Genomic DNA, 22823 nt, shown 5'->3' with positions numbered 1-22823 from the left:
ATCCAGTTTAGTATTATTAGTTTCAATACTGAATAATTATACCCTACACTTTATGAGAAAATTAAGTTTAACATTACTCTTTGCGATCTGCTTATCGGCTGTAATAGCACAAACTGAGCGGCAAATCGAAGTAGAATCTGCGGTGGTTACGACCCACGAAACTACTATCAAGGGCAAAAAAGTCCCATATAAGGCGACGGCTGGAACTCAGCCTGTTTGGAATGAAAAAGGAAAGCCAATAGCTTCTTTGTTTTACACCTTCTATGAAAGAACAGATATCTCGGACAGGACTACGCGTCCATTAGTTATCTCATTTAACGGCGGTCCAGGTTCAGCTTCCATCTGGATGCACATCGCCTACACTGGTCCAGTGGTTCTGAATATTGACGATGAAGGCTATCCACTTCAGCCATACGGCACCAAGTCAAATCCACATTCTATTCTTGATGTAGCTGATATCGTTTATGTAGATCCTGTGAATACGGGTTATTCCAGAATTGTAGATGAAGAAGTAGATCGCTCCACTTTCTTTGGGATCAACTCTGATATTAAGTATTTGGCAGACTGGGTAAATACATTTGTGACTCGTTCTGGTCGTTGGGCTTCGCCAAAGTACCTGATCGGAGAGAGTTATGGTACTACTCGAGTGGCAGGCCTGGTAGCTCAGCTTCAAAACTCCCACTGGATGTATTTCAATGGCGTCATTATGGTTTCTCCTACAGAGTTAGGGATCGAGCGAGGAGCACCAATTCATACTTCTAACTACCTTCCATATTATGCAGCTACAGCTTGGTATCATAAAGCATTGGACGAATCACTTCAAAGCCAGGATTTAGAAGATTTCCTCCCGGAAGTGGAAGCATTTACCATCAATGAACTGATCCCAGCTGTAGTGAAAGGCGGTTTGCTCAGTGATTCAGAACGTGATGCGATTGCTACCAAATATGCCTTGTACTCAGGCCTAAGCAAAGAGGTGATTCTTGAGCATAACTTACTGATTCCTACCAATTTCTTCTGGAAGGAACTGTTAAGAGATCAAGGAATGACGATAGGCAGACTAGATAGTAGATATAAGGGATTTGATAATGCAGGAACAGGTTCTAGGCCTGATTTCGATCCTGCTCTATCGTCTTGGAATCATGCTTTTGCTCCATCTTTCCAGATTTATGTGAGAGAGAATTTGAATTACAAAACTGATCTTACCTATAACCTTTTCGGTCCTGTTCATCCTTGGAATCGCTCCAACGAGAATACAGGGTATGATTTGGCGGATGCCATGCGCCAAAACCCTTTCTTGCATGTCATGACTCAATCTGGTTATTTCGATGGAGGTACAGATTTTTTCAATGCAAAATACAATCATTGGCAAATGGATCCTTCCGGTAGAATGGCAGATAGACTTTCCTGGAAAGGATACAGAAGTGGTCACATGATGTATCTGAGAGCAGAGGATTTGGAGACTTCCAATGAAGATATTCGTGAGTTTATTAAGAAATCTATGGTAGCGCCTGATATGCCTGCGAAGTACGATTAAGTTGAAAAACAGATGATGGAAGCCCGAAAGGGCCTCAATTATCGAGTTTTTCCTTATGCGATGCTTTTGTCACTTTACTGACAGAATGATTTATATGAATAATTAATACGAAAGCCGGAGAATTAAATTCTCTGGCTTTATTTTTAGAAGGAAAGCGAAGATTTGAAGGATTCAAGATCCTGAATTAGTTCTTTTGATCCAATCATGTCTCCTAGAATCTGATAAACGTCCTGAGGCTTCTTTCCTTCTTTTCTTAAAAACTGTATAGAAGTGGCACCTTCTGATTTCGAGAGTTTTTTGTTTTTCGGACCTTTCAACAAGTGGTGATGGTGGAAAGTAGCTTCCTGAAAAGAAGTTAAACCTAGTGAAGTAGCTAAGATTTGCTGGTCTAACGTGGATCCCAACAGATCATTTCCTCTTACAATCAAATCAACACCATAATGCACATCATCAATAACAGATGTCAATTGGTAGGCTGGTAGTTTATCTTTTTTTCTAACGATAAAAAATGCTGAATCTTCAGGAAGCGTGTAGGATTTAACTCCCTCTGAAAAGGTTTTGACTTTGATAAAGTCAGTATCAAAAGTATCCATGCGCCAGCAAGTTTCAGCTCTTTCCAAGGGAATATTTCTGATTTGGCAATGTCCTAAATAATAACCTGAGGAGTCTAGTTGTTGGATTTTCTTCCGGGTACAATCGCAGGCGAAGACTAATTTCTTTTCCCGGATTTGCTCCAAAACTTCTAGATAGTTATTCATTCTATGAATCTGCGACCACTCTTGCTCAAACTCCTGAACAGTTTTTGGCCCCACATCATAACTGATTTCCATGAACTCCAGCGTGTCAAAAATATCCTGAACGTATTCAGATTTGTAGCGCTCCCGATCTAAGTCATCAATTCTCAACAAAATCTTTGCACCTGTCTTTTCGGCTAGGGCTTTGGTTACTAAAAAAGAATAAAGGTTTCCCAAGTGTAAAAATCCACTGGGAGTAGGGGCGAATCGTGTAAGCTTAAAATCCATTGCGTGAAATTAAAGAGATTACAGCATAAAATGTGTTATCATTCATCCTTTCACTTTTGGGAGGACTCTTAAGCATCTTTAACTTTCATAAATTTAATACCTACGAAAAGCCTTCTTATTTTTGGGCTTTATGAAATTCAAATTCCTCCTGTTTATCTATTTCGCATTTGTTCCAGCTATTTTGGCCCAAAGGACTTATTCGGGAAATGTCCTAGATGCTAACGATAAAAAATACATCGAGGGAGTTTCTGTAGAAGTATTAAGTACTGGACAGGTAGAAATGACCAATATCAGAGGTTATTTTTCGGTCAAAGGTTCACTCGGAGATACACTTCAATTGAATTTTCCTGGGTTTTTGGAACAGAAAATAGTGTTGGCCGAGGAGACTTTTTTAATACTTCAGCTTCAGGATAGGGCCCGTTTTTTACCAACGTTTGAAGTGAAATCTGAACCCTATACGTTTCGATTTAAAGACGGGAAACTGACCCTCATAGATCCAGATGAGGAAAAGGAACCTTCCAAAAAAGGTGGAATTAGTGCTGGATATCTTGATTCTCCCAATGCAACAGGAGGAGTAGCAATAGCAGGAGTGCTTTCCTCGCTTACCAAACGAGCACGACAAGAGCGGGAATACCAGAAAAAACTAGAGTGGGATAGAAGGAGAGCCGGATATTACGCTGTGATTGAATCGGATTCAGTTCGGCAAAATTTGATGGTAAAATATCAACTAGAGCGCTCAGAGTGGGATAGATTAATTATCAGATTCAATGAGGGAAATGCCTATCATGAATTTCTGGACTGGAGCAAGGACCGCGTTTATGCAACGCTAAGTGAATTTATCAACAGAGAGAGTAGCTGGATTAATTAGGTCTTCCTGTAGAAGGACCAACTCACAATGAATTCGATGCCGTGGTCTGTGGCTCCAAAGTCCAATTAATGAGAAATCTATTATTGTGATTTAGCACATTATTTTATGTCTTCAGAATTAAGACTTCCTCTTAAATGACCAAGTCACATAAAATTTCGCTACTTCTTCTCCTTGTGGGTTTTTACCAGAAGATACCATTGTCAGCTTCCCTGTGTCATTTTGCTGTAAAGATTCTAGAATTCTAAACAGTTCTTGACCTTGTAAACAGGTAAACGTGATTTTTTGATTAGCTTTTTTGAAGTATTCAGCTCTGAAGTCCACTACAAGCATAGAATATTTTCCCAGCCCGCTGATTGCCAACTGACATAGTGCGCCGGTACTTAACTCTGCCGCTCCAGCCATGGCTGCGAAGTATATCGATTTGAAAGGATTCTGAGTTCGCCAGGAATAGGGAATAGTAACAACGCATTTTTCACCATCTAATTCTTTGATCCGAAACTTCCAAAATATTGCTGATGGCAGCTTAGCCAGCATACCGAACCAAAAATAGAGCGGATTGCTCATTTTTCTTTGATAAGCTAAAGCTTCTGGTTTTAAAGGGATTCCGTCTTTAACAGTATTCATATTTACTTCAATTGGAATCTTAAAGTAGTGAAAAATGCTTTCTGGTATTTAATTTGGAACAATTGATAAAAAAAAACCACCATGAAAAAAATAGCACTAGTGTTTTGCGCCGGACTAATACTTTACTCTTGTGCAAAAGTACCTTTGACAGGAAGAAATCAACTTTCATTGGTTTCTAATGAAGAAATACAACCTATGGTCGATGAACAATACGATCAAGTGTTAAAAGAAGACAAAGTTGTAACGAATACAGCAGATGGGCAAAAAGTTCTCAAAGTGGGGAAACGCATGGCTCAGGCGGTAGAAAGTTATTTGACTTCTCAAGGTTATTCGGAATTGGCTAATTCCTTTGATTGGGAATTCAATTTACTTCAAAGTGATCAAGTGAACGCTTGGTGTATGCCAGGCGGTAAAGTAGCTTTCTATACTGGGATTATGCCGCTCACCCAGACTGAAACAGGAATAGCAGTAGTGATGGGTCATGAGATTGCCCATGCTGTAGCATCTCATTCAGCAGAGCGTATGTCTAATGGAATGGTAGCCAATTTAGGAGTTAGCGTGCTTTCCAGTGCAATCGGACAAAATCCTTCTATGACCCAGGCCATATTCCTACAATCAGTTGGTATTGGCGGAGAATTGGGAATGTTAAGTTTCTCAAGAAAACATGAATTAGAAGCTGATGAACTTGGGTTGACCTTTATGGCTATTGCAGGATATGATCCACGTGAGGCGCCAATTTTCTGGGAAAGAATGCTAGCCAATGAAAACGGTCAAGCTCCACCGGAATTTCTTTCCACTCACCCTGCTTCCCAGACCAGGATAGACAAACTTAATAAACACATGCCTGAGGCATTGAAATTTTATAAAGGAAACTAATAAGAAAACCCGGAGTCTTCTCCGGGTTTTTCTTTTACATATTTCAGTTTATAAACAAAGGATAACTTTAGGTTGCTTCGTTCTTCGGGCTCCCGTCTTCCAGCCCACCAACCTACATATTAAAGCCTCGCAACTTAATCTGAGTAAGCTTTCTTTTGGTATCCAGAGGAAAATCGCCACGCATCATCCAGTCGTAGTAACCAGGTTCATCTTTCAATACTTGAGAAACAGGAGTTCCTTTTTGCTTTCCGAAGTTAAAGACCTCAACTCCGTCGTTATTGAAAACAAATCTTCCGGCTAGATCTACCATTTTCTCATTGAGGAGATCATGAAGTTTCTTCATATCATTTTCGATGACTCCCAATTTGTTGCCTTGCAGATCTTCCATTTCCTCACCCTGATAGCGTTCTATTTGTGCTTTAAAAACATCAAGTGTAGCTAACGTGTCAGCTTCGGCACTGTGGGCATTTTCCAGAGCTTGGCCACAATAGAATTTGTAGGCTGAAGTCAGATTGCGCTTTTCCATCATGAAAAAGATTTTCTGCGCATCTAATAAATTTCGCTTATCTAGATCAAACTCAATTCCTGCTCTTAGAAATTCTTCCACAAGTAAAGGAATGTCATATTTCAGAACATTGAAGCCCGCCAAATCTGACTGACCAATAAACTGATAGATGTCCTTCGCTAAATCCTTGAATGTTTGTTCATCTTTCACATCCTTGTCGTAGATGCCGTGGATCAAGGAAGACTCAAGAGGAATAGGAATGGTAGGATTGATTTTTTTGGTGTAGATTTCCTGACCACCATCTGGCTTTACCTTCACGATGGAAATCTCTACGATTCGGTCTGTTGAGATGTTGATTCCAGTTGCTTCCAGGTCAAAAAATGCAACGGAATTCTTCAAGTTTAGCTTCATGGTTAGTTAAATTTAGCTTTAATCGGCTCCAAATCCATTTTGTCGTAGGATCCAGAACTCATCAAAAGTAGGTTGGAATTTGTATAGTCTTGTGCCAAAAGGAATTCTTTTAGGCTTTTACTATCTGTAAATAATTTTAAATCTGGCCGCTGGAAGCCTTCTCTTAGCGTGTTTTCATCCATCAATTCGAGCTTTTTCAAAGCGACTGCATGAGGATCAAGATACACAATTGCCAGATCAGCAGCTTCCATTGATTTGGCATAATTTGGTAAAAACTCCTTGTTCAGAGAGGAGTAGGTATGCAATTCTTGAACTGCGATTAGCTTCCTGTTTGGGAATTGAGTTTTCACAGCGGAAACTGTTGCTTTCAATTTGGAAGGAGCGTGCGCAAAGTCCCGGAAAAGACTTGAGTTAGTTGTTTCCATCAATAGTTCTTGACGTTTTGCCGCACCTTTAAATGACTGTATGCTTTCGTAGAACTCCTCCTTCGTCAATCCCAAAGCTTGGCAAATGTCCATCGCGCCTTGAAGATTTTGCAGGTTGTGCTCTCCGAAAATATATATAGGAATCAAACCATTCTCTGTTTCCAAGAAGGTTTTCCCGTCCTTAATGATAGCTGGATGAGCTTTATAGGAAGTTCTCTTGGCTGAAATTGTGGTTTTCTCAGCAGCTTCTTTTACCAAAGGATCAGCTTCGCAATAAATCAACTCACCAGAATCTGGAGTCAGATTCATCAACTTACTAAACTGCTCTTTGTATTCGTCGAAGTCTGGGAACACATTGTAATGATCCCAGGCTATTCCGCTTACCAGCGCTATGTCATGCTTGTAATGGAAGAACTTCGGCGTTCTGTCTAGGGGAGAAGTTAGGTATTCATCACCCTCTATGATGATCACAGGCGCATCTGACAGCTTTACCATCAAATCAAAACCTTCAATCTGAGCACCAACCAAGTAATCAAAATCTACATTTTGATCTTTCAAGACATGAAGTATTACCGAAGTAATAGAGGTCTTTCCATGAGATCCAGCGACGATAACCCGCTTTTTATTTTGACTTTGATTGAAAATGAATTCTGGAAAAGAGTAGACATGAATTCCCAATTCTTGGGCTTTTACTAGCTCAGGGTTATCTATGCGAGCATGCATGCCTAAAATTATACCCTCCAAATCAGAGGTGATTTTCTCGGGAAACCAGCCATATTCAGCAGGTAAAATGCCGGCTTTTTCTAATCTTGTACGTGAAGGCTCATAGATTTCATCATCGGAACCGGTGACCTGATAGCCTTTTTGAACCAGAGCTAAGGCTAGATTGTGCATCACTGCTCCACCGACGGCTATAAAGTGATATTTATTCATTGGGTAAAATAACGAGTGGGAATTACACTTCAAACTTAAAAATAATTATTGGCAGCTTGGGGGCATAGCAATTCTAATTCAAAAGATTTTATTTGATTGTTTAGTTTTGTCAGGTTAGTTAAATGGATTTTGAGTTTGTTATTCCAATGAATGCAACTAGCTGAGGGTCTGAATTATTCTCTAATAATCGGAGTTAAGGCTGGATTTCTGTAATAATTAATAGGTTGATTTCCTTTTCGAGGCTTGGTTATTGAGGAGTTTAAATGTTGATAACTCTGGCAGAAGTTGTTTAAAACTCTTGCCTTTTTCACAATACATTTGTTCTATGACCGAGAAAAGTAGCAATCCCCGTATCACCAGAAATAAGCCAACTCATCAAAATTCTAGTATGCTAGGGAAGGTGCCGCCACAAGCCATTGATCTTGAGGAGGCTGTACTTGGTGCGTTGATGTTAGAGAAGGATGCATTGACCAATGTGATTGATATTTTGAAGGTGGAGAGTTTCTACAAGGATTCTCACCAGGTTATTTTTCAGGCGATTCTTGATCTTTTTACCGAAAGTCAGCCGATAGATTTGCTTACCGTTACTTCTCAGCTTCGCAAAAGTGGTGCATTGGAGATAGCCGGTGGAGCTTTTTACGTAACAGAACTTACTTCCAAAGTAGCCTCTGCTGCCAATATTGAATACCATGCTCGGATTATCACAGAGCAATCCATTAAGCGTGAGATGATTAGGATTGCTTCGGATATTCAGAGGGATGCTTATGAGGAGACAACGGACGTTTTCGAGTTGCTTGATAAAATGGAGCAGAATCTATTTGAGATTTCTGAGAAAAATATCCGAAAGAATTATTCCGACATGAAGTCCATCATGCGCGAGGCAATTATTGAATTGGAGGCGAGGAAAGGTCAAACGGATGGTTTAACTGGTGTTCCTTCCGGTCTGACAGCTTTGGATCGTGTGACTGCAGGCTGGCAAAAATCTGATTTGGTAATTATAGCAGCTCGTCCGGCGATGGGAAAGACCGCCTTTGTACTTTCTGTTTTGAGAAATGCAGCTGTGGATCACAATAGACCAGTTGCTATTTTCTCTCTGGAGATGTCGGCTATTCAGATGGTGAATCGTCTGATTTCCTCGGAGGCTGAACTGGATTCAGAGAAAATAAAGAAAGGAACATTGGCTGAGCACGAATGGGCCCAGCTTGTTCATAAGACTGCAAAACTTTCCAAAGCTCCACTTTTCGTAGATGATACTCCTGCACTATCTATTCTGGAATTGAGAGCAAAATGCAGAAAACTGAAAGCACAGCACGATATCCAGATGATTGTGATTGATTACTTGCAGCTGATGTCAGGTGACTCCAAAAGTGGAGGTGGTGGAAACCGGGAGCAGGAAATTGCGAGTATTTCCAGAGCCTTGAAAAAAATCGCTAAAGAATTGGAAGTACCTGTTATTGCTTTATCTCAGCTTTCCAGAGCGGTGGAAACTAGAGGAGGAGATAAGCGACCACAACTTTCGGATTTGAGGGAATCAGGAGCCATCGAGCAAGATGCCGATATGGTTATGTTCCTTTACCGTCCGGAATATTATGGGATCACCGAAGATGAGGATGGGCATTCGACTCAGGGAGTTGGTGAGGTGATCATTGCAAAGCACAGAAATGGTTCGTTGGATAATGTGAAACTGCGCTTTATAGGTAGATACACCAAGTTTCAGGATTTGGATGGATTTGGTAGTATGCAAGATCCTCAAGGAGGAAATGCTGTTTACCGACCAACTTTTGCCTCTCAGTCAAGTGGTGTTTCTGAGTTTGACTCAGGGAATACCATTAAACTTCAGAGTAAAGCGAATAGTGATGACGGGGATGATTTATTGAATAGAAATAACTCAGAAGATGCATTTTAATAATATATGAAATCGTGCACGACGAGAAGGAAACACACACTGGGATGATTATAATTGCGAGATTCTCCCGAAGAAAAATCAGGACAGGCTATCTGACCTTTTAAAAACAAATTATAAACGGATGAAAGCAATCACTCTTACCAGCACTCAATCATCAAAACTTTTACTGACTGAGGTTCAGACTAGACATTTGCTTCCTGGAGAAGTACGGGTACTGATTAAAGCTGCTGCGTTAAATCACCGGGATGAATGGTGCAGGCAAGGACTTTATCCAAATATTAAAGATGGTGTTATCCTAGGTTCTGACGGAGCTGGTATAGTTAGTGAGATAGGAGAGGGAGTTGATTATGAGCTATTGCAGAAAGAGGTAATTATTAATCCAGCGTTAAATTGGGGTGATAATCAAAAAGTCCAAAGTGCTTCTTTTGAGATTTTGGGTATGCCGAGAAATGGGACTTTGGCTGAATCTGTAATTGTTCCGGTAGATCGACTATATTCCAAACCAGCACATTTGACATGGGAAGAAGCCGCGGCTTTGCCACTAGCAGGATTAACAGCATTCAGAGCACTTACTTACCAAGGTGAGATTCAGCCTGGAGAGAACTTATTGGTAACTGGATTTGGTGGCGGAGTAGCTCAGTTTGCTGTACAGTTTGGAATGGCTCTTGGCGCCAATGTGTCCACAAGCAGTAGCAGTCCTGAGAAACTAGAGAAAGCTAAATCATTGGGTGTTTCAAATACGTTTAACTATTTGGATCACAATTGGATCTCAAAAGCGAATGAAGAGACCAGAGGCTTTGATTTGATTATAGATGGAGCTGTGGGCGATACCTTAAATCATCTGATTCAAGTCGCCAAACCAGGAGGTAAGATCGTGTTTTATGGCGCTACTCTTGGCAATCCTACAAAGTTGGAAGCTCGAAAAATATTCTGGAATCAGCTTAAAATAATGGGAACCACGATGGGTTCAGATACGGATTTTATGAATATGGTTTCTTTTGTTAGCGAGAAGAAAATACAGCCTATCATAGACCAGGTTTTCAAATTTGATCAAGCTGAAGAAGCATTTGATCGCATGCGCGACGGGAAGCAAATGGGTAAAATCGTTTTGATACCTTAAATCTCCACGTAGGTTTCACCGAATTCCTTTTTAGCTATTCTATAGATTTCATCCTTGTCTAGAGGCACAACCAGCATATCGCCGGGTTTGACCACCATTGAATCTTTCCAAGGTGCCTGAAATTCCATAACATTTGTTGCTTCAAAGGAGTCTAAATGCGCATCGACCACTACGACACCCAGAATTTCTCCTTTCGGCTGATAGCATCCCCAGCCTTGCTCCAGAGCTTGAATTAGGGAGTATTTTTTCTTGAAGGTTTCAGCTTTTACCAGGTAAACTTCATTTGTACTTGTTTGATTTTCTACTAACCAATCTCCTGCTTCAGCAGTGTTTTTAGTCTCTTCTCCATCTGAAGTTTTAGTCACCACCACTAGTCCCGGTACCGCTTTTTTAGCTCTAACCATGCTTTTCTTTTTATAGCGTTTGCCGCTTTTTTCTAGAATTGGAAGAAAATGGGCAAGCATTTCTTGTTGGGTGATCATGGAATAGAGGATTATATTATTTGATATAGGTCATATAAAACTAAGAATAACAAATTAAGGATTGCTTACTTTTAAGATGATTTTAGTACAGTTTCTTAATTTTTGTAAGTCTTAATCCAGGTCATTTTCAAAAAGGAAATTCTGATAAGCATTCTGCAATTCCTGCTGAGCTTTTATGTTTTTTTGCTCACGGGCAAGGGTTATTCCGTTTTCAAAAATCTCTTTAGCTTGCTCTATATCACCCATTTCTGCATATAAATGGGCAGCTGGGAAATAGGTGGGCAAGTAAGTTTGGTGATCGGATAGTAGTTTGGCGAAAAGACTATAGGCCTCTTCAGGATCCGATTCTCGGAATTCAATGGCCAAAGCATACCAGTTGAATGGATTCTCAGGTTCTTCTTCGGTAAATTGTCTAAGTAGCTGTATCCTGTCCAGATTGCTCATCAATAGTTTTTTTAATTAAGTGCTTACTGTTATTTTCACGAGAAATAAATCTAAAATAATCTAATACTAAACCAATGAAGATTCTTGTTTGTATCACCCACGTACCTGATACTACCTCCAAGATTCAGTTTACGGCCGACAATACTAAGTTTGATTCTACTGGTGTTCAATACATTATTGGCCCGTACGATGATTATGCTTTGGCTAGAGCTGTGGAGCTTAGAGATCAAGCGAGTGGAAAGTTAACAGTTTTGAATGTAGGAGAAGCGGATTCTGATCCAACTTTGAGAAAAGCTTTGGCAATTGGCGCTGATGAGGCTATAAGAGTAAATTCTTCACCGAAGGATTCTTATTTCGTTGCGCAGCAGATTGCACATTACGCCAAAGAAGGAGCATATGATTTGATATTGATGGGCAGAGAATCCATTGATTTCAACGGAGGAATGGTTCATGGCATGGTTGGAGAGTTGTTGGGTATGCCTTCATTTTCGCCAGTGATGAAACTAGATGTCGATGGATCTACCGTGAAAATGGCTAGAGAAATAGAAGGTGGTAAGGAAATGCTGGAAGCAAGTCTTCCGCTGATTGCTGGCTGTCAAGAGCCTATCGCAGAGTGGAAAATCCCAAATATGCGTGGGATTATGTCTGCTAGAACCAAGCCTTTGAATGTAGTAGAGCCAGTTTCTCAGGAAACTCAAGCTGAAGCCACCAAGTACGAGCTACCACCTGCCAAGGGAGCTGTGAAATTGGTGGATAAAGACAATGTAGCAGAGCTTGTCAGGCTTTTGAAAAATGAAGCGAAAGTGCTTTAATGAAACCCAATAACTTGTTATAAATTAGGATATTATGTCAATTTTAGTATATATAGAACAAGCTGAAGGAAAAGTAAAAAAGACGAGTCTTGAGGCGGTCTCTTTTGCCAATGCTTTAGCGGCGCAAACTGGAGAAGGAGATGTGGTGGCAGTAGCACTTGGTACCATCGGTAATGATGAACTTGCTGCAGTAGGAAAAGCTGGCGCAGCGAAAGTAATGCATGGTGCAGAAAGTAAGTTAGATGCTGGAGTGATCCAGGCACATGCGTCTGCGGTAGCTCAGGCTTTCAACCTCATAGGAGCGAAGACCTTGGTCTTAGCTAAATCATCACTGGGTGACGCTGTTGCAGCAAGACTTGCAATTAAACTTAAAGCAGGCTTGGTATCCAACGTGGTAGAATTACCAAAAACTGATGGGGGATATGTGGTGAAAAGAAGTATTTATACAGGAAAGGCTTTTGCAGAAACCTCTGTGACGACTGAAAATAAAATCCTTGCAATCAAGAAGAATGCAATTGATTTGAAACAGGATGGAGCAGATGCTCAAGTTGAGACTTTTGATGTGGCTCTGGAAGACGCTGATTTTGCTTCTAAAATCACATCTACTGAACGAGCTACGGGCGACGTATTACTTCCAGAAGCAGATATTGTGGTATCAGGAGGTAGAGGTTTGAAAGGTCCAGAAAACTGGGGAATGGTAGAAGAAATGGCAAAGATTCTTGGTGCAGCAACTGCCTGTTCCAAGCCTGTTTCTGATTTGGAATGGAGACCTCATCATGAGCACGTAGGGCAAACTGGTGTAAAAGTAGCCCCAACTTTATACATAGCGATAGGAATTTCAGGTGCTATTCAACATCTTGCAGGAGTCAATTCTTCAAAGTGTATTGTGGTCATCAATAAAGATCCTGATGCTCCTTTTTTCAAAGCTGCGGATTACGGAATCGTGGGCGATGCTTTTGAAGTTGTGCCAAAACTAAACCAAGCATTTAAAGCTGAATTATAAATTTTTGTGGAAAAACTCATAGAACTTGAGATTCTGGGACTTTCGTCCAATCATTCCCAATCCGGGTCATTTACCTTGGTATTAGGGGAAGTTGGTGGAGCAAGACGTTTGCCGATCGTGATCGGTATGTTTGAAGCTCAGGCGATCGCCTTAGAAATCGAAAAGATTGTTCCAAATCGTCCCATGACGCATGATTTATTTAAGTCATTTGCATCTGGGTTCAATTTCGATATTGAAAGGATCGTGATAACTGACATGAAAGAAGGTGTCTATTATGCTAAAATCCAGTGTAAAGGAGACAAAATTGAGACAGATGTAGATGCTCGGCCTTCTGATGCTATAGCAATTGCGATACGGTTTGGAAGTCCTGTTTTTTGTACCGAAAAAGCCATGTCCGAAGGGGCAGTTGAGCATTATGAAGTCGAAAGTAAGGACGAGAAAAAGGAGCCAAAACCTTCCACTCAAAAGTTCGCAACTAAAAAAGAACCTTCACTGAAAGACTTCAGCTTAGATAAGCTCAACCAGATGCTTGATAAAGCGATAAACAATGAGGATTATGAGCGAGCTGCTCGTATTCGAGATGAAATCAATAAGAGAAACTAATTCCATAATGGCCCGAGCTAGCTCGGGCTTTTTTTTTGACGGCAGTATTCGAAATGGATTGCGCCAAGAGCGCAGTTATTCTGCTTCTCCAGAAGCCGGACATTAAGCAAAATTAGGTACCCATAACAACTTATTTATCTAATATTGAAAGGTAGCGAAATGTGAACTGCGACTGATCACTGCTCACTATTTTCCCCTAATTCTCAATTTATAGCTTAACCTCGTAATGCAGGATTGTTTTATGATCCTGTGTTCCTTATTTTTAGGCCTTATCTGCAATAATTACTGAATGGATTACTTAAGAGGGGTCTTTGGACTGGCCGTCATCGTTTTGGTGGCTTTTATTTTTTCAAGCAATAGGAAGAAAATCGACTGGAGATTAGTTGGGATTGGGATTTTACTTCAATTGGTGTTTGGCTTTTTGATTACCCAAGTTCCTGTTGTGGAAAGTGCTTTTGCGATGGTTAGTCGTGGGTTTGTAAAGTTTCTAAGCTTTAGTCGTGACGGGGCAGCATTTATTTTTGGGGACTTAGCTGGAGATAGCTATGGTTTCATTTTTGCTTTCCAGGTACTTCCCACCATCATTTTCTTCTCCACTGTTTCTGCTGGATTATATTACTTAGGAATACTTCAGAAAGTAGTTTTCGGAATTGCTTGGGTAATGGCTAGAACTATGAGGCTTTCTGGACCTGAAAGTTTGTCCGCTGCAGGAAATATCTTTCTAGGGCAAACAGAAGCTCCTTTGCTCGTTCGTCCATTTATCCCTCAAATGAGTAAATCTGAATTGATGTGCTTAATGACAGGCGGAATGGCGACTATTGCAGGTGGAGTTTTGGCTGGATATGTGGCCTTTCTAGGCGGTGACAGCTTAGAGGAGCAAAGTAGATTCGCAGCTTATCTTTTAGGTGCAAGTATCATGAACGCTCCAGCGGCGATTGTGATGTCCAAGATGTTTATTCCAGAGGTAGAAAAGGAAAGAGTGCAGGATAAGCTTGAGGTAAACGAAGAAGCGATGGGTGTAAACTTGATTGATGCCATGTCGATTGGCGCTTCTGAGGGTCTTAAACTTGCGTTGAATGTGGGAGCAATGCTTTTGGCATTTATCGCAGTGATCGCAGCTGTCAATTATTTGTTGATGGGAATTTTAGGTGATGTTACAGGATTAAATGAGTTTGTAGTAAGAACCACTGGAGGCCAGTTTCAGGGATTTTCTTTGGAATATCTTTTTGGCCAGGTCTTTCGAGTATTTGCTTGGGTGATAGGAGTAGAGTGGGCAGATACGCTTCAAGTAGGGAGTTTACTAGGGCAAAAAACTGTGATCAATGAATTTGTTGCTTACCTCAGCCTTTCGGAAATGAAGGAGATGGGTAGCTTGAGCGCCAAGTCAATAGTCATCGCTACTTATGCGCTGTGCGGATTCTCTAACTTCAGCTCTATAGCAATTCAGTTAGGGGGAATAGCGATTATCGCTCCAAATCAACAAGCAAATATTAGCCGATTAGGACTCAAGTCACTACTTGCCGCTTCGCTTGCTTGCCTGATGACCGCGACGATTGCGGGGATGCTGTTTGGGTAGATAAATAAAATTAGACTCAAGTATCAAGACGCAAGACTTTAGAATCTAGAATCAAGAATCATGATATGAGACAAGATGATTTATTGTGGAAGTGAAGTTTTGATATAATAATGCTTGAGATCTTTGTTATGAATGCTATAGTGCAGATGGGATGAGCCTTCAAATATACCTGTAACACAAAACAAACTTGTCAGTATATGAGGAATTTGGTAATGTGTTTACTTATTTTTCTTATGTGTAGCTGTAATGGTAGAACAGTACACTTTTATTCCTTGGACAAATCACAATGTGTTACAGTTATTGACAGAGGTGATATTAGGTATGTTGTCAATGGTAAACATAAAAAGATTCCTAATTCAGATTATATTAAACTTGATATGAGTAATACAGATCGAATAATGAGGGACTTCCGTATTTGTTGGAAAAATGAGCTTTATCAATGGAAATTAGTAGTTAACAACGCTAAAGTTGTTGAGTCCAAAATAGACGAGAGTCGTTTTGTTTTTAGTTCCGAATTACCTAATGATGATAGAGGAATACCAACAGAAATCGAGTTCAGACAGGATAATTGTGCAGTATTTTCATTTTACTTAATGAAGTTATCGCCCGAACGAGGCGCAATAGTAGAAATATTATGAGAACAAATAATTCATTAATCGTATTCCTAAATGTCGTATTGGTTGTTTTAGGAATTGGTATCTTATTCTTTGCAGCTTTGATTTGGATGGGTACTAAAGATGATTTTGATGAGTTGGTTAACAATTCGTATTGGAAATTTTTCACGAATAGATTGATTTTTAATTTGATAAATGGACTTGTGATCCTTGCAATGGTTGGACTTATTAACTATATAATAAAAAATATTTTAAAATTAGAATACAGATCAGGAGAATACTGTTGATAGATTTTATAATATTTACTAGTTTCTCAATTGTCTTCATAGCTTTTATGCTTAATAGATAATAATGCTTTTGAAGTTTTCGTCATGATTAATAATTCTGAGTTAAGGTTATAAATTTAACAGAGGACATTAGCGTATAGCTTGAGTGAGATTTTACATAATCTATTTTTCACTTGATTATTTGAAATAAAAGAGGTTAAAAATGAGATGCGTTTACATTTCATTACATATAGCATTTCTTACCGATCGTGCTTTTAGCACTCTTGCGCACCTAATTTCTTGACCAAACCCCGAATTTCACTTCGCTGTATTCGGGGCTTTTATTGTAATTGCCTTTGGCAATTTCTCGGAATCTGAATTAGTTGAAAGTGGAATGATATTACTCAGAAAGTATGATGAGTATTGGGCTGAAGGCACAACCTGTAAAAGCCCAGAATGAAATTCTGGGTTTATAAATTATCCAAAGATTCTCCTGAGTGCCAAAGGAACGAACCGTAAAACAGTCTATAATCCATAAAAAGAGGCGGTAAATTGAATCCATCAGGATCCAACTTACCACCTCTCACTTTTAACTTCTTACAAAAACACTACTTACAAATCATACAACTTACAGTAGTTACTTATCCCCGTATAGCTTTTTACCTGCTTCCTCGTACTTATCACCTGCAACCCACATTGGTTGATTTTCGGCGTTGGCGATATTTTGCGCAGCAAGGATAAATGATTTCCAATAAAGCGTCACATAATCCAAATCCATGGAATCCACATGGTCACCAGCTTTGTGATAGTATTTGTTGATCTCATCATCAAAAGCTGTGAACCCAAGGCTGAAAGTAGGAGCAGGGATCCCTTCTTTGGCGAAATTTACGTTATCTGATCGGTCGTAAAGTCCTTGCTCTGGAGCTGGATCTGCGATGGCTTTCAAACCAAAATCTGCAACAGCCTCAGAAACTAAGTCATCTGCGGTAGTTCTGCCCAATCCGATCACAGTAATTACTGAGGTATCATTGTAGCCCGCACCGTCGATGTTGAGATTGTAAATGATTTTATCCAGAGGAATCAATGGGTTTTCTGCGAAATAGGCTGAGCCTAAAAGCCCTTTTTCCTCTGCAGTCCAGAGTGCTAAAAGGATAGATCTTTTTGGAGGGTTTTTAGCGAAGAATTTAGCTGCATTCATCACTGCTACCGTACCTACAGCATTATCACGAGTACCGTTGTAGATGGAATCGCCACTTGCATCTGGTGTTCCAATTCCAACGTGATCGTAATGCGCAGATAGCATTACGAATTCATCTTTCAGCGTTTTGTCTGACCCTTCAATCCAGGCGAGTACATTTTTACCTTCCACAGGAGTATTTTTCTTGCCTTCTACTAAAAGATTTGCCTCAACTTTTCCTGCAGTCAATTGATTTTTAAGCATGTTTTTCACATCCTCGATCCAGATGTATGGCATTTTGCTTGATTCGCCATTATCTATGACCATCTGACTTCGATTGAGGTAGTTGACAATTAATGGCCAAGGAATAGATGGAATATTGAAGCGCTCAATGACTCCAATCGCCCCAGCAGCTTCGGCAAGTTTAGCTTTCTCGCTACCTAAGGCAAACAAATCAGCGGGACTCATACGATCTGGAGCGCCTACATTGGTCAGTAGGATTTTGCCTTTCAGGTCTTTCCCCTCCAAATCATCAGCAAGCCCAAAACCAACGTCCACTAACTCGTATTTCCCGGAAATCGCATCACCATTGATGACAAGCATGTTTTTACCTTGGGAATAAACCGAATCTTTCAATTTGATTTCGCCTTTGCTTGGAGGAGAAGACATCATGAAAGGAATATTTTGGAAATAGCCATCGCCACCTGATAATGGTTTAGCACCTGCAGCTTCAAGTTGCTTAGCTATAAAATTATAGGCCAAAGCCATCTCTGGAGCTCCAGGATCTCTTCCTTTCAATTCATCAGAAGCGAGATAGGTTAATTCAGCAACAGCAGCTTTTTCATTGAATTTTTTATCAATTTTCTTTTGTTGAGCTTCTGCTACAAAAGACACAGAAAGTAAAAGGCTAAGGCCTAAAAGTGATTTGTTCATAGGGTTAATTTAATGTGCTTTCTAAAGTAATTCAATTTTAGGAAAAGGAGGCTGTTCACCTTATAAATCAAGTTCTCGCCAGCCCAGATCTGTAATTGTTTTTTGGAAATGGGTTGGAAGTTCTGCCACAACTGAGATTCTATCTTTGGTAACTGGATGAGTGAATTCTAATTTTCTGGCATGCAAAAGTAGGTTCATCATCCTAAATTGTTTCTCGAAAAACTGGTTTTGCTTGTTGTCGCCGTGCTTTTTATCTCCCAAAATATAATGTCGAATATGAGCCAGGTGACGTCGGAGTTGATGCGTGCGGCCGGTTTCAGGTTTCAATTCCAATAACGCATATCGACTGGTAGGATATCTTCCTGTGGTATCAAAAGGAATTTCGGCCTCTGCAAGCACATTATAATGAGTTTGAGCTTCCTGAAGCTTGTTAGAGCGCTCGCTTGTCAACGGATGATCAATCAAATCTGATTTTATGGTAGGAATCCCACGTACAATTGCCAGGTAAGTTTTTTGAACTGATCGATCAGCAAACTGCTCTTTCAAAATGGGCAGAATTTCTTCCTTTTTTGAGAAAAGCAAAACCCCACTGGTCGGTCTGTCGAGTCTATGAACTGGATACACATGTTGACCAATCTGATCGCGAAGCATTTGCAAAGCAAAAATGGTTTCTTCCGCTGCGATGGAAGTTCGATGAACCAGCAAACCAGCCGGTTTATTAATGGCAATAAGGTATTCGTCCTCGAATAGTATATCTAACACAGGGGAATTTAAAATGAATGAATTAAGAATTTAAAATAATGGCTAATGAATAACTATCTGTAAGTAATTATTGATGTTCAGGTTTGGCTAATCCTGCTTTACAGTAGGACTAGAGCGGTTTTTTAAACGTAAACTAAAGAGGCTAATGAACTGAACTTAAGGTTTCACATTTCACTAGCCCCGTAAATCGTAAATCGTAAATCGATTATCCTAAAATATCGTCCCTGATCCTATACTTTCCTCTCCATCATACCAAGCTACAAACTGGCCAGAAGCTACTCCTTTTTGAGGTTGATCAAAGATGACATAGAGGCCATTTTCTTTTTGAATCAAGGTGGCTCCACTTAGCGGTTGACGATAGCGAATGCGAGCATCATACCTTCTGGTCTCACCAACGTTTAGTTTCAGGTCCTCGCGGATCCAGTGGATATCTTCAGTCTTCACAAATAAACCATCACGAAGAAGCCCAGGATGTGTTTCTCCCAAGCCTGTGTAAATAACATTTTCTTGCGTGTCTGTAGAAATCACAAACAAAGGCTTTCCTGTGCCACCTACATGTAGCCCTTTTCTTTGGCCAACAGTGAAATAGTGGGCACCGTTATGTTCACCCAAAACTTTGCCTTGATCTTGAGTATAGTGAGTAGGAAGAGAAATCGCGTTCAAGGTTTCCTGATCGTAGTCTTCTGGTGCAATTCCAGCAGGAATTAGCTGTTTTTTATAGATTGCCAAGTCCTCAGGAATTTGAATGATTTGGCCTTTTTTTGGTTTCAGTTGCTGCTGTAAAAAGTCCGGTAACCTCACTTTTCCAATAAAGCATAATCCTTGACTGTCTTTTTTATCAGCAGTGATCAAGTCCATTTCTTTGGCTTTTGCTCGTACATCAGGCTTTTGCATATGGCCTATAGGGAAGAGCGCTTTTGCTAACTGACTTTGGTTCAATTGGCAAAGGAAATAACTTTGATCCTTATTCGGATCTGCTCCTGCAAGCAGCTGGTATGCTGTTTTTCCATCAGCTCCTATGGTTTCACCTTTCTGGCAATAGTGACCAGTTGCCACGAAATCAGCCTTAAGCTTTTCGGCAGCTTTTAGAAAAATATCGAATTTGATTTCTCTATTGCAAAGAATATCAGGATTGGGAGTTCTGCCGGCTTTATATTCTGCAAACATATAATCCACGATTCTATCCTTGTATTCTTCACTGAGATCTATGGCTTGAAATGGAATTCCCAGCTTTTCTGCCACTAGCATTGCGTCGGTGGAATCTTCCATCCATGGACATTCATTGGAAATTGTGACAGATTCATCGTGCCAGTTCTTCATGAACATCCCGATGACTTCGTAGCCTTGCTCGATGAGTAGGTGAGCGGCGACGGAACTATCGACCCCTCCGGAGAGGCCGACTACTACTCTTGGTCTTGTCTTCATGCGCTGTAATAAGTAATGGATTCAAGGTCCATTAGGTTACAATGTGGTCAGAACATAATTTCTTCTGAAAATGGTTCTGATTGGGACAAAGTTAAGGAAATCTACTGTTCTCTGATTGTTTAAAGTACTCAAACAAAAAAGTCGTTCGTGATGATACGAACGACGGCAAGAGAAATGTAATGAGCAAAGATTTTATAACGATCGTGATGACTTGAACGGTGGGTTAGCTGATTTTAATTAGAGACGCTAGGCTGATATTTACCATATACAGCATCTTTAAACTTCTTATGAAGCTTGATCTGATCGTAAGGAAAAAGCTGGACGAAAAGTACAGCTGTGATTTCATTCACTGGATCTACCCAGAATAGCGTACTGGCAGCTCCATCCCAAAAGAATTCTCCTACGATACCATTCATTTCCTCGGCACTTTTTGGTGGTGCAACTCGTACTGCGAAGTCAATTCCAAACCCCACATTCCCCTTGCTTGGAAGCCAGGATCTCTCTGAGACTGAATCGGGAAGTTGATTTGTACTCATTAGTTCTACTGTTTCTGGCTTGAGGATTCTAGCTTCCCCAAATTCCCCTTTGTGAACCAACATTCTGGCAAAAGTCATGTAATCATCCAAAGTAGAAGTAAATCCAAATCCACCTGGAGTAAGAGGCCATTCATTTATATTGAATTTATGGGCTTCCTCATTTGGCATTTGCTCGAGTTGACCTTCACCGGTTCTTCTATAGGAAGCAGACATTCTTGCTCTGTCCGATTCAGGAACGAAATATCTTGTGTCGTTCATTTTAAGTGGATCAAGAACATGAGTTTGTACATATTCTTTATAGGGAACTCCAGCTATTCTTTCTACCAAAAAAGCTTGAACATCTACCGATTGACCATATTCCCACTGCGTTCCAGGCTGGAACCAAAGCGGTATTTCACCGATTCTTTTGGCCATTTCGTTCAAATCGATCTCAAAACTTCTTGGGTCTTTTTCTGCCAAAATCTCACTCAAACCAGGAATATCAGCTCGGTTTGGAAAGCCAGCGGTATGGCGTGTAATATCACGGATGGTAACCGGTCTGTCTGCATCTACGAGTTTGATGTTTCCATTTTCATCTACACCGTCATACACTTTCATATCAGCAAACTCAGGTGCGTACTTAGAAAGCGGATCATCCAATTGGAATTTACCCTCTTCGTAAAGTGTCATTAATGCCGTGCCAGTGATCGGCTTAGTCATGGAATAGATCTGCACAATCGTATTTCTATCCATTTTTACCTGATTTTCCCGATCCGCATAGCCAAATGCATTGTAATAAACCTCCTGGTCTTTTTCAAAAATCAAGGCAGAGACTCCGGCTAGATTCCCGCTTTCTACGAAGCTGGATAGGGTAGAGTCAATTCTTGCCCGGACCTGCTCATTTACTAGGAGAGTTTCAGTGGTATCTTCTGTCTGCTTTTTCTCACAACTTGAAAAAATTAAGATCGCAAAGGCATAGAGGAATAGATGTTTCATAGGTTTGGATTTTGGGATTAGGTAATTGATTGTTTAAATCCAATCAGATAGAAAAATACGAAAAAACAAACGGCAGACGAAACAGTAATTAATAGCTGTTGACTTTGCTCAAGCTGATAAAAACATGTGTATCCAAGGATGGACAATGTAAGGCGTTGTGCTTTCTTACTGCGATTTTGAGTTAAGTCAAAATCTTACAACTTAAAATCCTCTTCCCAGAACTTGAAACCGCCTTTGAAGGCATTTTCATTTGTACCCAATCTACATCCCTCAGGAATTGTCGTTAATAATTTTGAATTTCCACCGCCTAATAATACGTCATCAGGTTGAAATGCTGCTCTGAAATATTCCACGGTTTTTAGCACGTTTTTCTCCCATCGTTTAGATCCGCTCTTCGTCAGATACTCCTTTCCAACATATTCTTCAAAGGTCTTTTTCTTGAAAGGAAGATGTCCGCCTTCTAAGGGTAATATCGTATTGTGAATGACCATGGCGGTGCCTAATCCAGTTCCGAAGCCTAAAAAAAGTAACTTTTTACCTTCGTAACTACCAAGAGCCTGCATGGCTGCATCATTTATAAATTTAATAGGGCAGTTAAATGCAGCCTGAAAGTCAAATTTATTCCAGCCCTCTCCAAGGTTTACTGGATCGGATACTATTCTGTTTTCTTTGACTACTCCCGGGAAACCCATTGTGATCCTGTCGTATTCCCATTCTGAAGCGTTTTCTTTAACCAGTTCCACCATTTGTTCAGGAGAAAAATCGGAGCCTGAAGGGATTTTTATGCGTTCTGAAGCACCTGTTGCAAGTATTTTGACATTAGAACCGCCAATATCAATGACAAGAGTTTTCGGGTTATTTTTTTTCATCCATTGAAACTAAATAGAAATGTTTACTTACCGAAGAAGAAATTGATTCAATTCTGAATTTTTGATAAGAATTAGCATTTTGATAAAACAAATTAAATGTTGGGTTGATTTGATTTTTCTTT

Annotated in this window: 21 protein-coding genes; 10 read left to right on the top strand and 11 right to left on the bottom strand. The window is 40.2% G+C overall.

The features are described from left to right. Positions 1-52 precede the first annotated feature (52 nt). Entirely contained in the window at positions 53-1534 is a 1482-nt protein-coding gene (locus AACZ87_RS03765) for a carboxypeptidase (RefSeq protein ID WP_339864998.1), read from the top strand. A gap of 143 nt (positions 1535-1677) precedes the next feature. On the opposite strand, the gene AACZ87_RS03760 is transcribed toward AACZ87_RS03765, so the two are convergent. Then, the gene (locus AACZ87_RS03760; protein ID WP_339864997.1) at positions 1678-2556 is read right to left on the bottom strand and encodes a glutamate--tRNA ligase family protein; all 879 of its coding nucleotides are present in this window, start codon (positions 2554-2556) and stop codon (positions 1678-1680) included. Between the two features lie 130 nt (positions 2557-2686). On the opposite strand from AACZ87_RS03760, the gene AACZ87_RS03755 reads away from it, so the two are divergent. Beyond that, entirely contained in the window at positions 2687-3424 is a 738-nt protein-coding gene (locus tag AACZ87_RS03755) for a hypothetical protein (protein WP_339864996.1), read from the top strand. Positions 3425-3541: 117 nt separating this feature from the next. On the opposite strand, the gene AACZ87_RS03750 is transcribed toward AACZ87_RS03755, so the two are convergent. Further along, positions 3542-4048 carry a DUF4442 domain-containing protein gene (locus AACZ87_RS03750; protein ID WP_339864994.1) on the bottom strand — a complete coding sequence of 169 codons (507 nt, stop codon included), beginning with the start codon at positions 4046-4048 and terminating at the stop codon, positions 3542-3544. Positions 4049-4129: 81 nt separating this feature from the next. On the opposite strand from AACZ87_RS03750, the gene AACZ87_RS03745 reads away from it, so the two are divergent. Then, on the top strand, positions 4130-4924 hold the full coding sequence (locus tag AACZ87_RS03745; RefSeq protein ID WP_339864992.1) for a M48 family metallopeptidase: 795 nt from the start codon (positions 4130-4132) through the stop codon (positions 4922-4924). A gap of 112 nt (positions 4925-5036) precedes the next feature. On the opposite strand, the gene AACZ87_RS03740 is transcribed toward AACZ87_RS03745, so the two are convergent. Both AACZ87_RS03740 and AACZ87_RS03735 read right to left on the bottom strand, forming a co-directional pair. Beyond that, complete coding sequence (locus AACZ87_RS03740) at positions 5037-5840, bottom strand: exonuclease domain-containing protein (RefSeq protein WP_339864990.1); 804 nt, start codon at positions 5838-5840, stop codon at positions 5037-5039. Between the two features lie 2 nt (positions 5841-5842). Then, positions 5843-7198, bottom strand: coding sequence for a Mur ligase family protein (locus AACZ87_RS03735; RefSeq protein WP_339864988.1), 1356 nt, complete (start codon positions 7196-7198; stop codon positions 5843-5845). Positions 7199-7523: 325 nt separating this feature from the next. On the opposite strand from AACZ87_RS03735, the gene dnaB reads away from it, so the two are divergent. Continuing rightward, positions 7524-9104, top strand: coding sequence for a replicative DNA helicase (dnaB, locus tag AACZ87_RS03730; protein WP_339864986.1), 1581 nt, complete (start codon positions 7524-7526; stop codon positions 9102-9104). Positions 9105-9225: 121 nt separating this feature from the next. Further along, complete coding sequence (locus AACZ87_RS03725; RefSeq protein WP_339864984.1) at positions 9226-10224, top strand: zinc-binding dehydrogenase; 999 nt, start codon at positions 9226-9228, stop codon at positions 10222-10224. On the opposite strand, the gene AACZ87_RS03720 is transcribed toward AACZ87_RS03725, so the two are convergent. Beyond that, on the bottom strand, positions 10221-10706 hold the full coding sequence (locus tag AACZ87_RS03720; RefSeq protein ID WP_339864982.1) for a hypothetical protein: 486 nt from the start codon (positions 10704-10706) through the stop codon (positions 10221-10223). The genes AACZ87_RS03725 and AACZ87_RS03720 overlap by 4 nt on opposite strands. A gap of 111 nt (positions 10707-10817) precedes the next feature. After that, complete coding sequence (locus AACZ87_RS03715) at positions 10818-11150, bottom strand: tetratricopeptide repeat protein (RefSeq protein WP_339864980.1); 333 nt, start codon at positions 11148-11150, stop codon at positions 10818-10820. A 74-nt stretch (positions 11151-11224) separates the two neighbouring features. Between AACZ87_RS03715 and AACZ87_RS03710 the strand changes: the two genes are divergently transcribed. The 5 genes from AACZ87_RS03710 (at position 11225) to AACZ87_RS03690 (ending at position 15782) form a co-directional block, all read left to right on the top strand. After that, positions 11225-11962, top strand: coding sequence for an electron transfer flavoprotein subunit beta/FixA family protein (locus AACZ87_RS03710; protein WP_339864979.1), 738 nt, complete (start codon positions 11225-11227; stop codon positions 11960-11962). Positions 11963-11996: 34 nt separating this feature from the next. Continuing rightward, a complete protein-coding gene (locus AACZ87_RS03705; RefSeq protein ID WP_339864977.1) occupies positions 11997-12965 on the top strand; it encodes an electron transfer flavoprotein subunit alpha/FixB family protein in 969 nt (322 codons plus the stop codon). Positions 12966-12971: 6 nt separating this feature from the next. Further along, complete coding sequence (locus AACZ87_RS03700) at positions 12972-13568, top strand: bifunctional nuclease family protein (RefSeq protein ID WP_339864975.1); 597 nt, start codon at positions 12972-12974, stop codon at positions 13566-13568. A 289-nt stretch (positions 13569-13857) separates the two neighbouring features. Continuing rightward, positions 13858-15144 carry a nucleoside transporter C-terminal domain-containing protein gene (locus AACZ87_RS03695; RefSeq protein ID WP_283411084.1) on the top strand — a complete coding sequence of 429 codons (1287 nt, stop codon included), beginning with the start codon at positions 13858-13860 and terminating at the stop codon, positions 15142-15144. A 272-nt stretch (positions 15145-15416) separates the two neighbouring features. Next, positions 15417-15782, top strand: coding sequence for a hypothetical protein (locus AACZ87_RS03690; RefSeq protein ID WP_339864969.1), 366 nt, complete (start codon positions 15417-15419; stop codon positions 15780-15782). A gap of 879 nt (positions 15783-16661) precedes the next feature. On the opposite strand, the gene AACZ87_RS03685 is transcribed toward AACZ87_RS03690, so the two are convergent. From AACZ87_RS03685 to AACZ87_RS03665, 5 genes are all read right to left on the bottom strand, one after another. Next, the gene (locus tag AACZ87_RS03685) at positions 16662-18134 is read right to left on the bottom strand and encodes a M28 family peptidase (RefSeq protein ID WP_339864967.1); all 1473 of its coding nucleotides are present in this window, start codon (positions 18132-18134) and stop codon (positions 16662-16664) included. 60 nt (positions 18135-18194) lie between these two features. Then, positions 18195-18896 carry a pseudouridine synthase gene (locus tag AACZ87_RS03680; protein ID WP_339864965.1) on the bottom strand — a complete coding sequence of 234 codons (702 nt, stop codon included), beginning with the start codon at positions 18894-18896 and terminating at the stop codon, positions 18195-18197. Positions 18897-19106: 210 nt separating this feature from the next. After that, a complete protein-coding gene (mnmA, locus tag AACZ87_RS03675) occupies positions 19107-20321 on the bottom strand; it encodes a tRNA 2-thiouridine(34) synthase MnmA (RefSeq protein ID WP_339864963.1) in 1215 nt (404 codons plus the stop codon). 233 nt (positions 20322-20554) lie between these two features. After that, positions 20555-21832 (bottom strand): serine hydrolase domain-containing protein, encoded by a 1278-nt coding sequence (locus AACZ87_RS03670; RefSeq protein ID WP_339864961.1) that lies wholly within the window; start codon positions 21830-21832, stop codon positions 20555-20557. Between the two features lie 194 nt (positions 21833-22026). Continuing rightward, positions 22027-22701, bottom strand: a complete 675-nt coding sequence (locus AACZ87_RS03665) for an ROK family protein (RefSeq protein WP_339864959.1) — start codon at positions 22699-22701, stop codon at positions 22027-22029. Positions 22702-22823 lie beyond the last annotated feature (122 nt).

Source organism: uncultured Algoriphagus sp., assembly GCF_963974365.1.
Classification (GTDB): domain Bacteria; phylum Bacteroidota; class Bacteroidia; order Cytophagales; family Cyclobacteriaceae; genus Algoriphagus.
The sequence above is the reverse complement of the archived record's forward strand: the minus strand, read 5'-3'. Positions and strand labels throughout refer to the sequence as shown.

Excerpts from the sequence above, each read along its gene's own strand:
- AACZ87_RS03755 (WP_339864996.1), top strand. The coding sequence starts at position 2,687 with ATGAAATTCAAATTCCTCCTGTTTATCTATTTCGCATTTGTTCCAGCT.
- AACZ87_RS03720 (WP_339864982.1), bottom strand. The coding sequence starts at position 10,706 with ATGATCACCCAACAAGAAATGCTTGCCCATTTTCTTCCAATTCTAGAA.
- AACZ87_RS03670 (WP_339864961.1), bottom strand. The coding sequence starts at position 21,832 with ATGAAACATCTATTCCTCTATGCCTTTGCGATCTTAATTTTTTCAAGT.
- AACZ87_RS03760 (WP_339864997.1), bottom strand. The coding sequence starts at position 2,556 with ATGGATTTTAAGCTTACACGATTCGCCCCTACTCCCAGTGGATTTTTA.
- AACZ87_RS03665 (WP_339864959.1), bottom strand. The coding sequence starts at position 22,701 with ATGAAAAAAAATAACCCGAAAACTCTTGTCATTGATATTGGCGGTTCT.
- AACZ87_RS03685 (WP_339864967.1), bottom strand. The coding sequence starts at position 18,134 with ATGAACAAATCACTTTTAGGCCTTAGCCTTTTACTTTCTGTGTCTTTT.
- AACZ87_RS03715 (WP_339864980.1), bottom strand. The coding sequence starts at position 11,150 with ATGAGCAATCTGGACAGGATACAGCTACTTAGACAATTTACCGAAGAA.
- AACZ87_RS03725 (WP_339864984.1), top strand. The coding sequence starts at position 9,226 with ATGAAAGCAATCACTCTTACCAGCACTCAATCATCAAAACTTTTACTG.
- AACZ87_RS03695 (WP_283411084.1), top strand. The coding sequence starts at position 13,858 with ATGGATTACTTAAGAGGGGTCTTTGGACTGGCCGTCATCGTTTTGGTG.
- AACZ87_RS03740 (WP_339864990.1), bottom strand. The coding sequence starts at position 5,840 with ATGAAGCTAAACTTGAAGAATTCCGTTGCATTTTTTGACCTGGAAGCA.
- AACZ87_RS03705 (WP_339864977.1), top strand. The coding sequence starts at position 11,997 with ATGTCAATTTTAGTATATATAGAACAAGCTGAAGGAAAAGTAAAAAAG.
- mnmA (WP_339864963.1), bottom strand. The coding sequence starts at position 20,321 with ATGAAGACAAGACCAAGAGTAGTAGTCGGCCTCTCCGGAGGGGTCGAT.
- AACZ87_RS03750 (WP_339864994.1), bottom strand. The coding sequence starts at position 4,048 with ATGAATACTGTTAAAGACGGAATCCCTTTAAAACCAGAAGCTTTAGCT.
- AACZ87_RS03735 (WP_339864988.1), bottom strand. The coding sequence starts at position 7,198 with ATGAATAAATATCACTTTATAGCCGTCGGTGGAGCAGTGATGCACAAT.
- AACZ87_RS03745 (WP_339864992.1), top strand. The coding sequence starts at position 4,130 with ATGAAAAAAATAGCACTAGTGTTTTGCGCCGGACTAATACTTTACTCT.
- AACZ87_RS03710 (WP_339864979.1), top strand. The coding sequence starts at position 11,225 with ATGAAGATTCTTGTTTGTATCACCCACGTACCTGATACTACCTCCAAG.
- AACZ87_RS03765 (WP_339864998.1), top strand. The coding sequence starts at position 53 with ATGAGAAAATTAAGTTTAACATTACTCTTTGCGATCTGCTTATCGGCT.
- dnaB (WP_339864986.1), top strand. The coding sequence starts at position 7,524 with ATGACCGAGAAAAGTAGCAATCCCCGTATCACCAGAAATAAGCCAACT.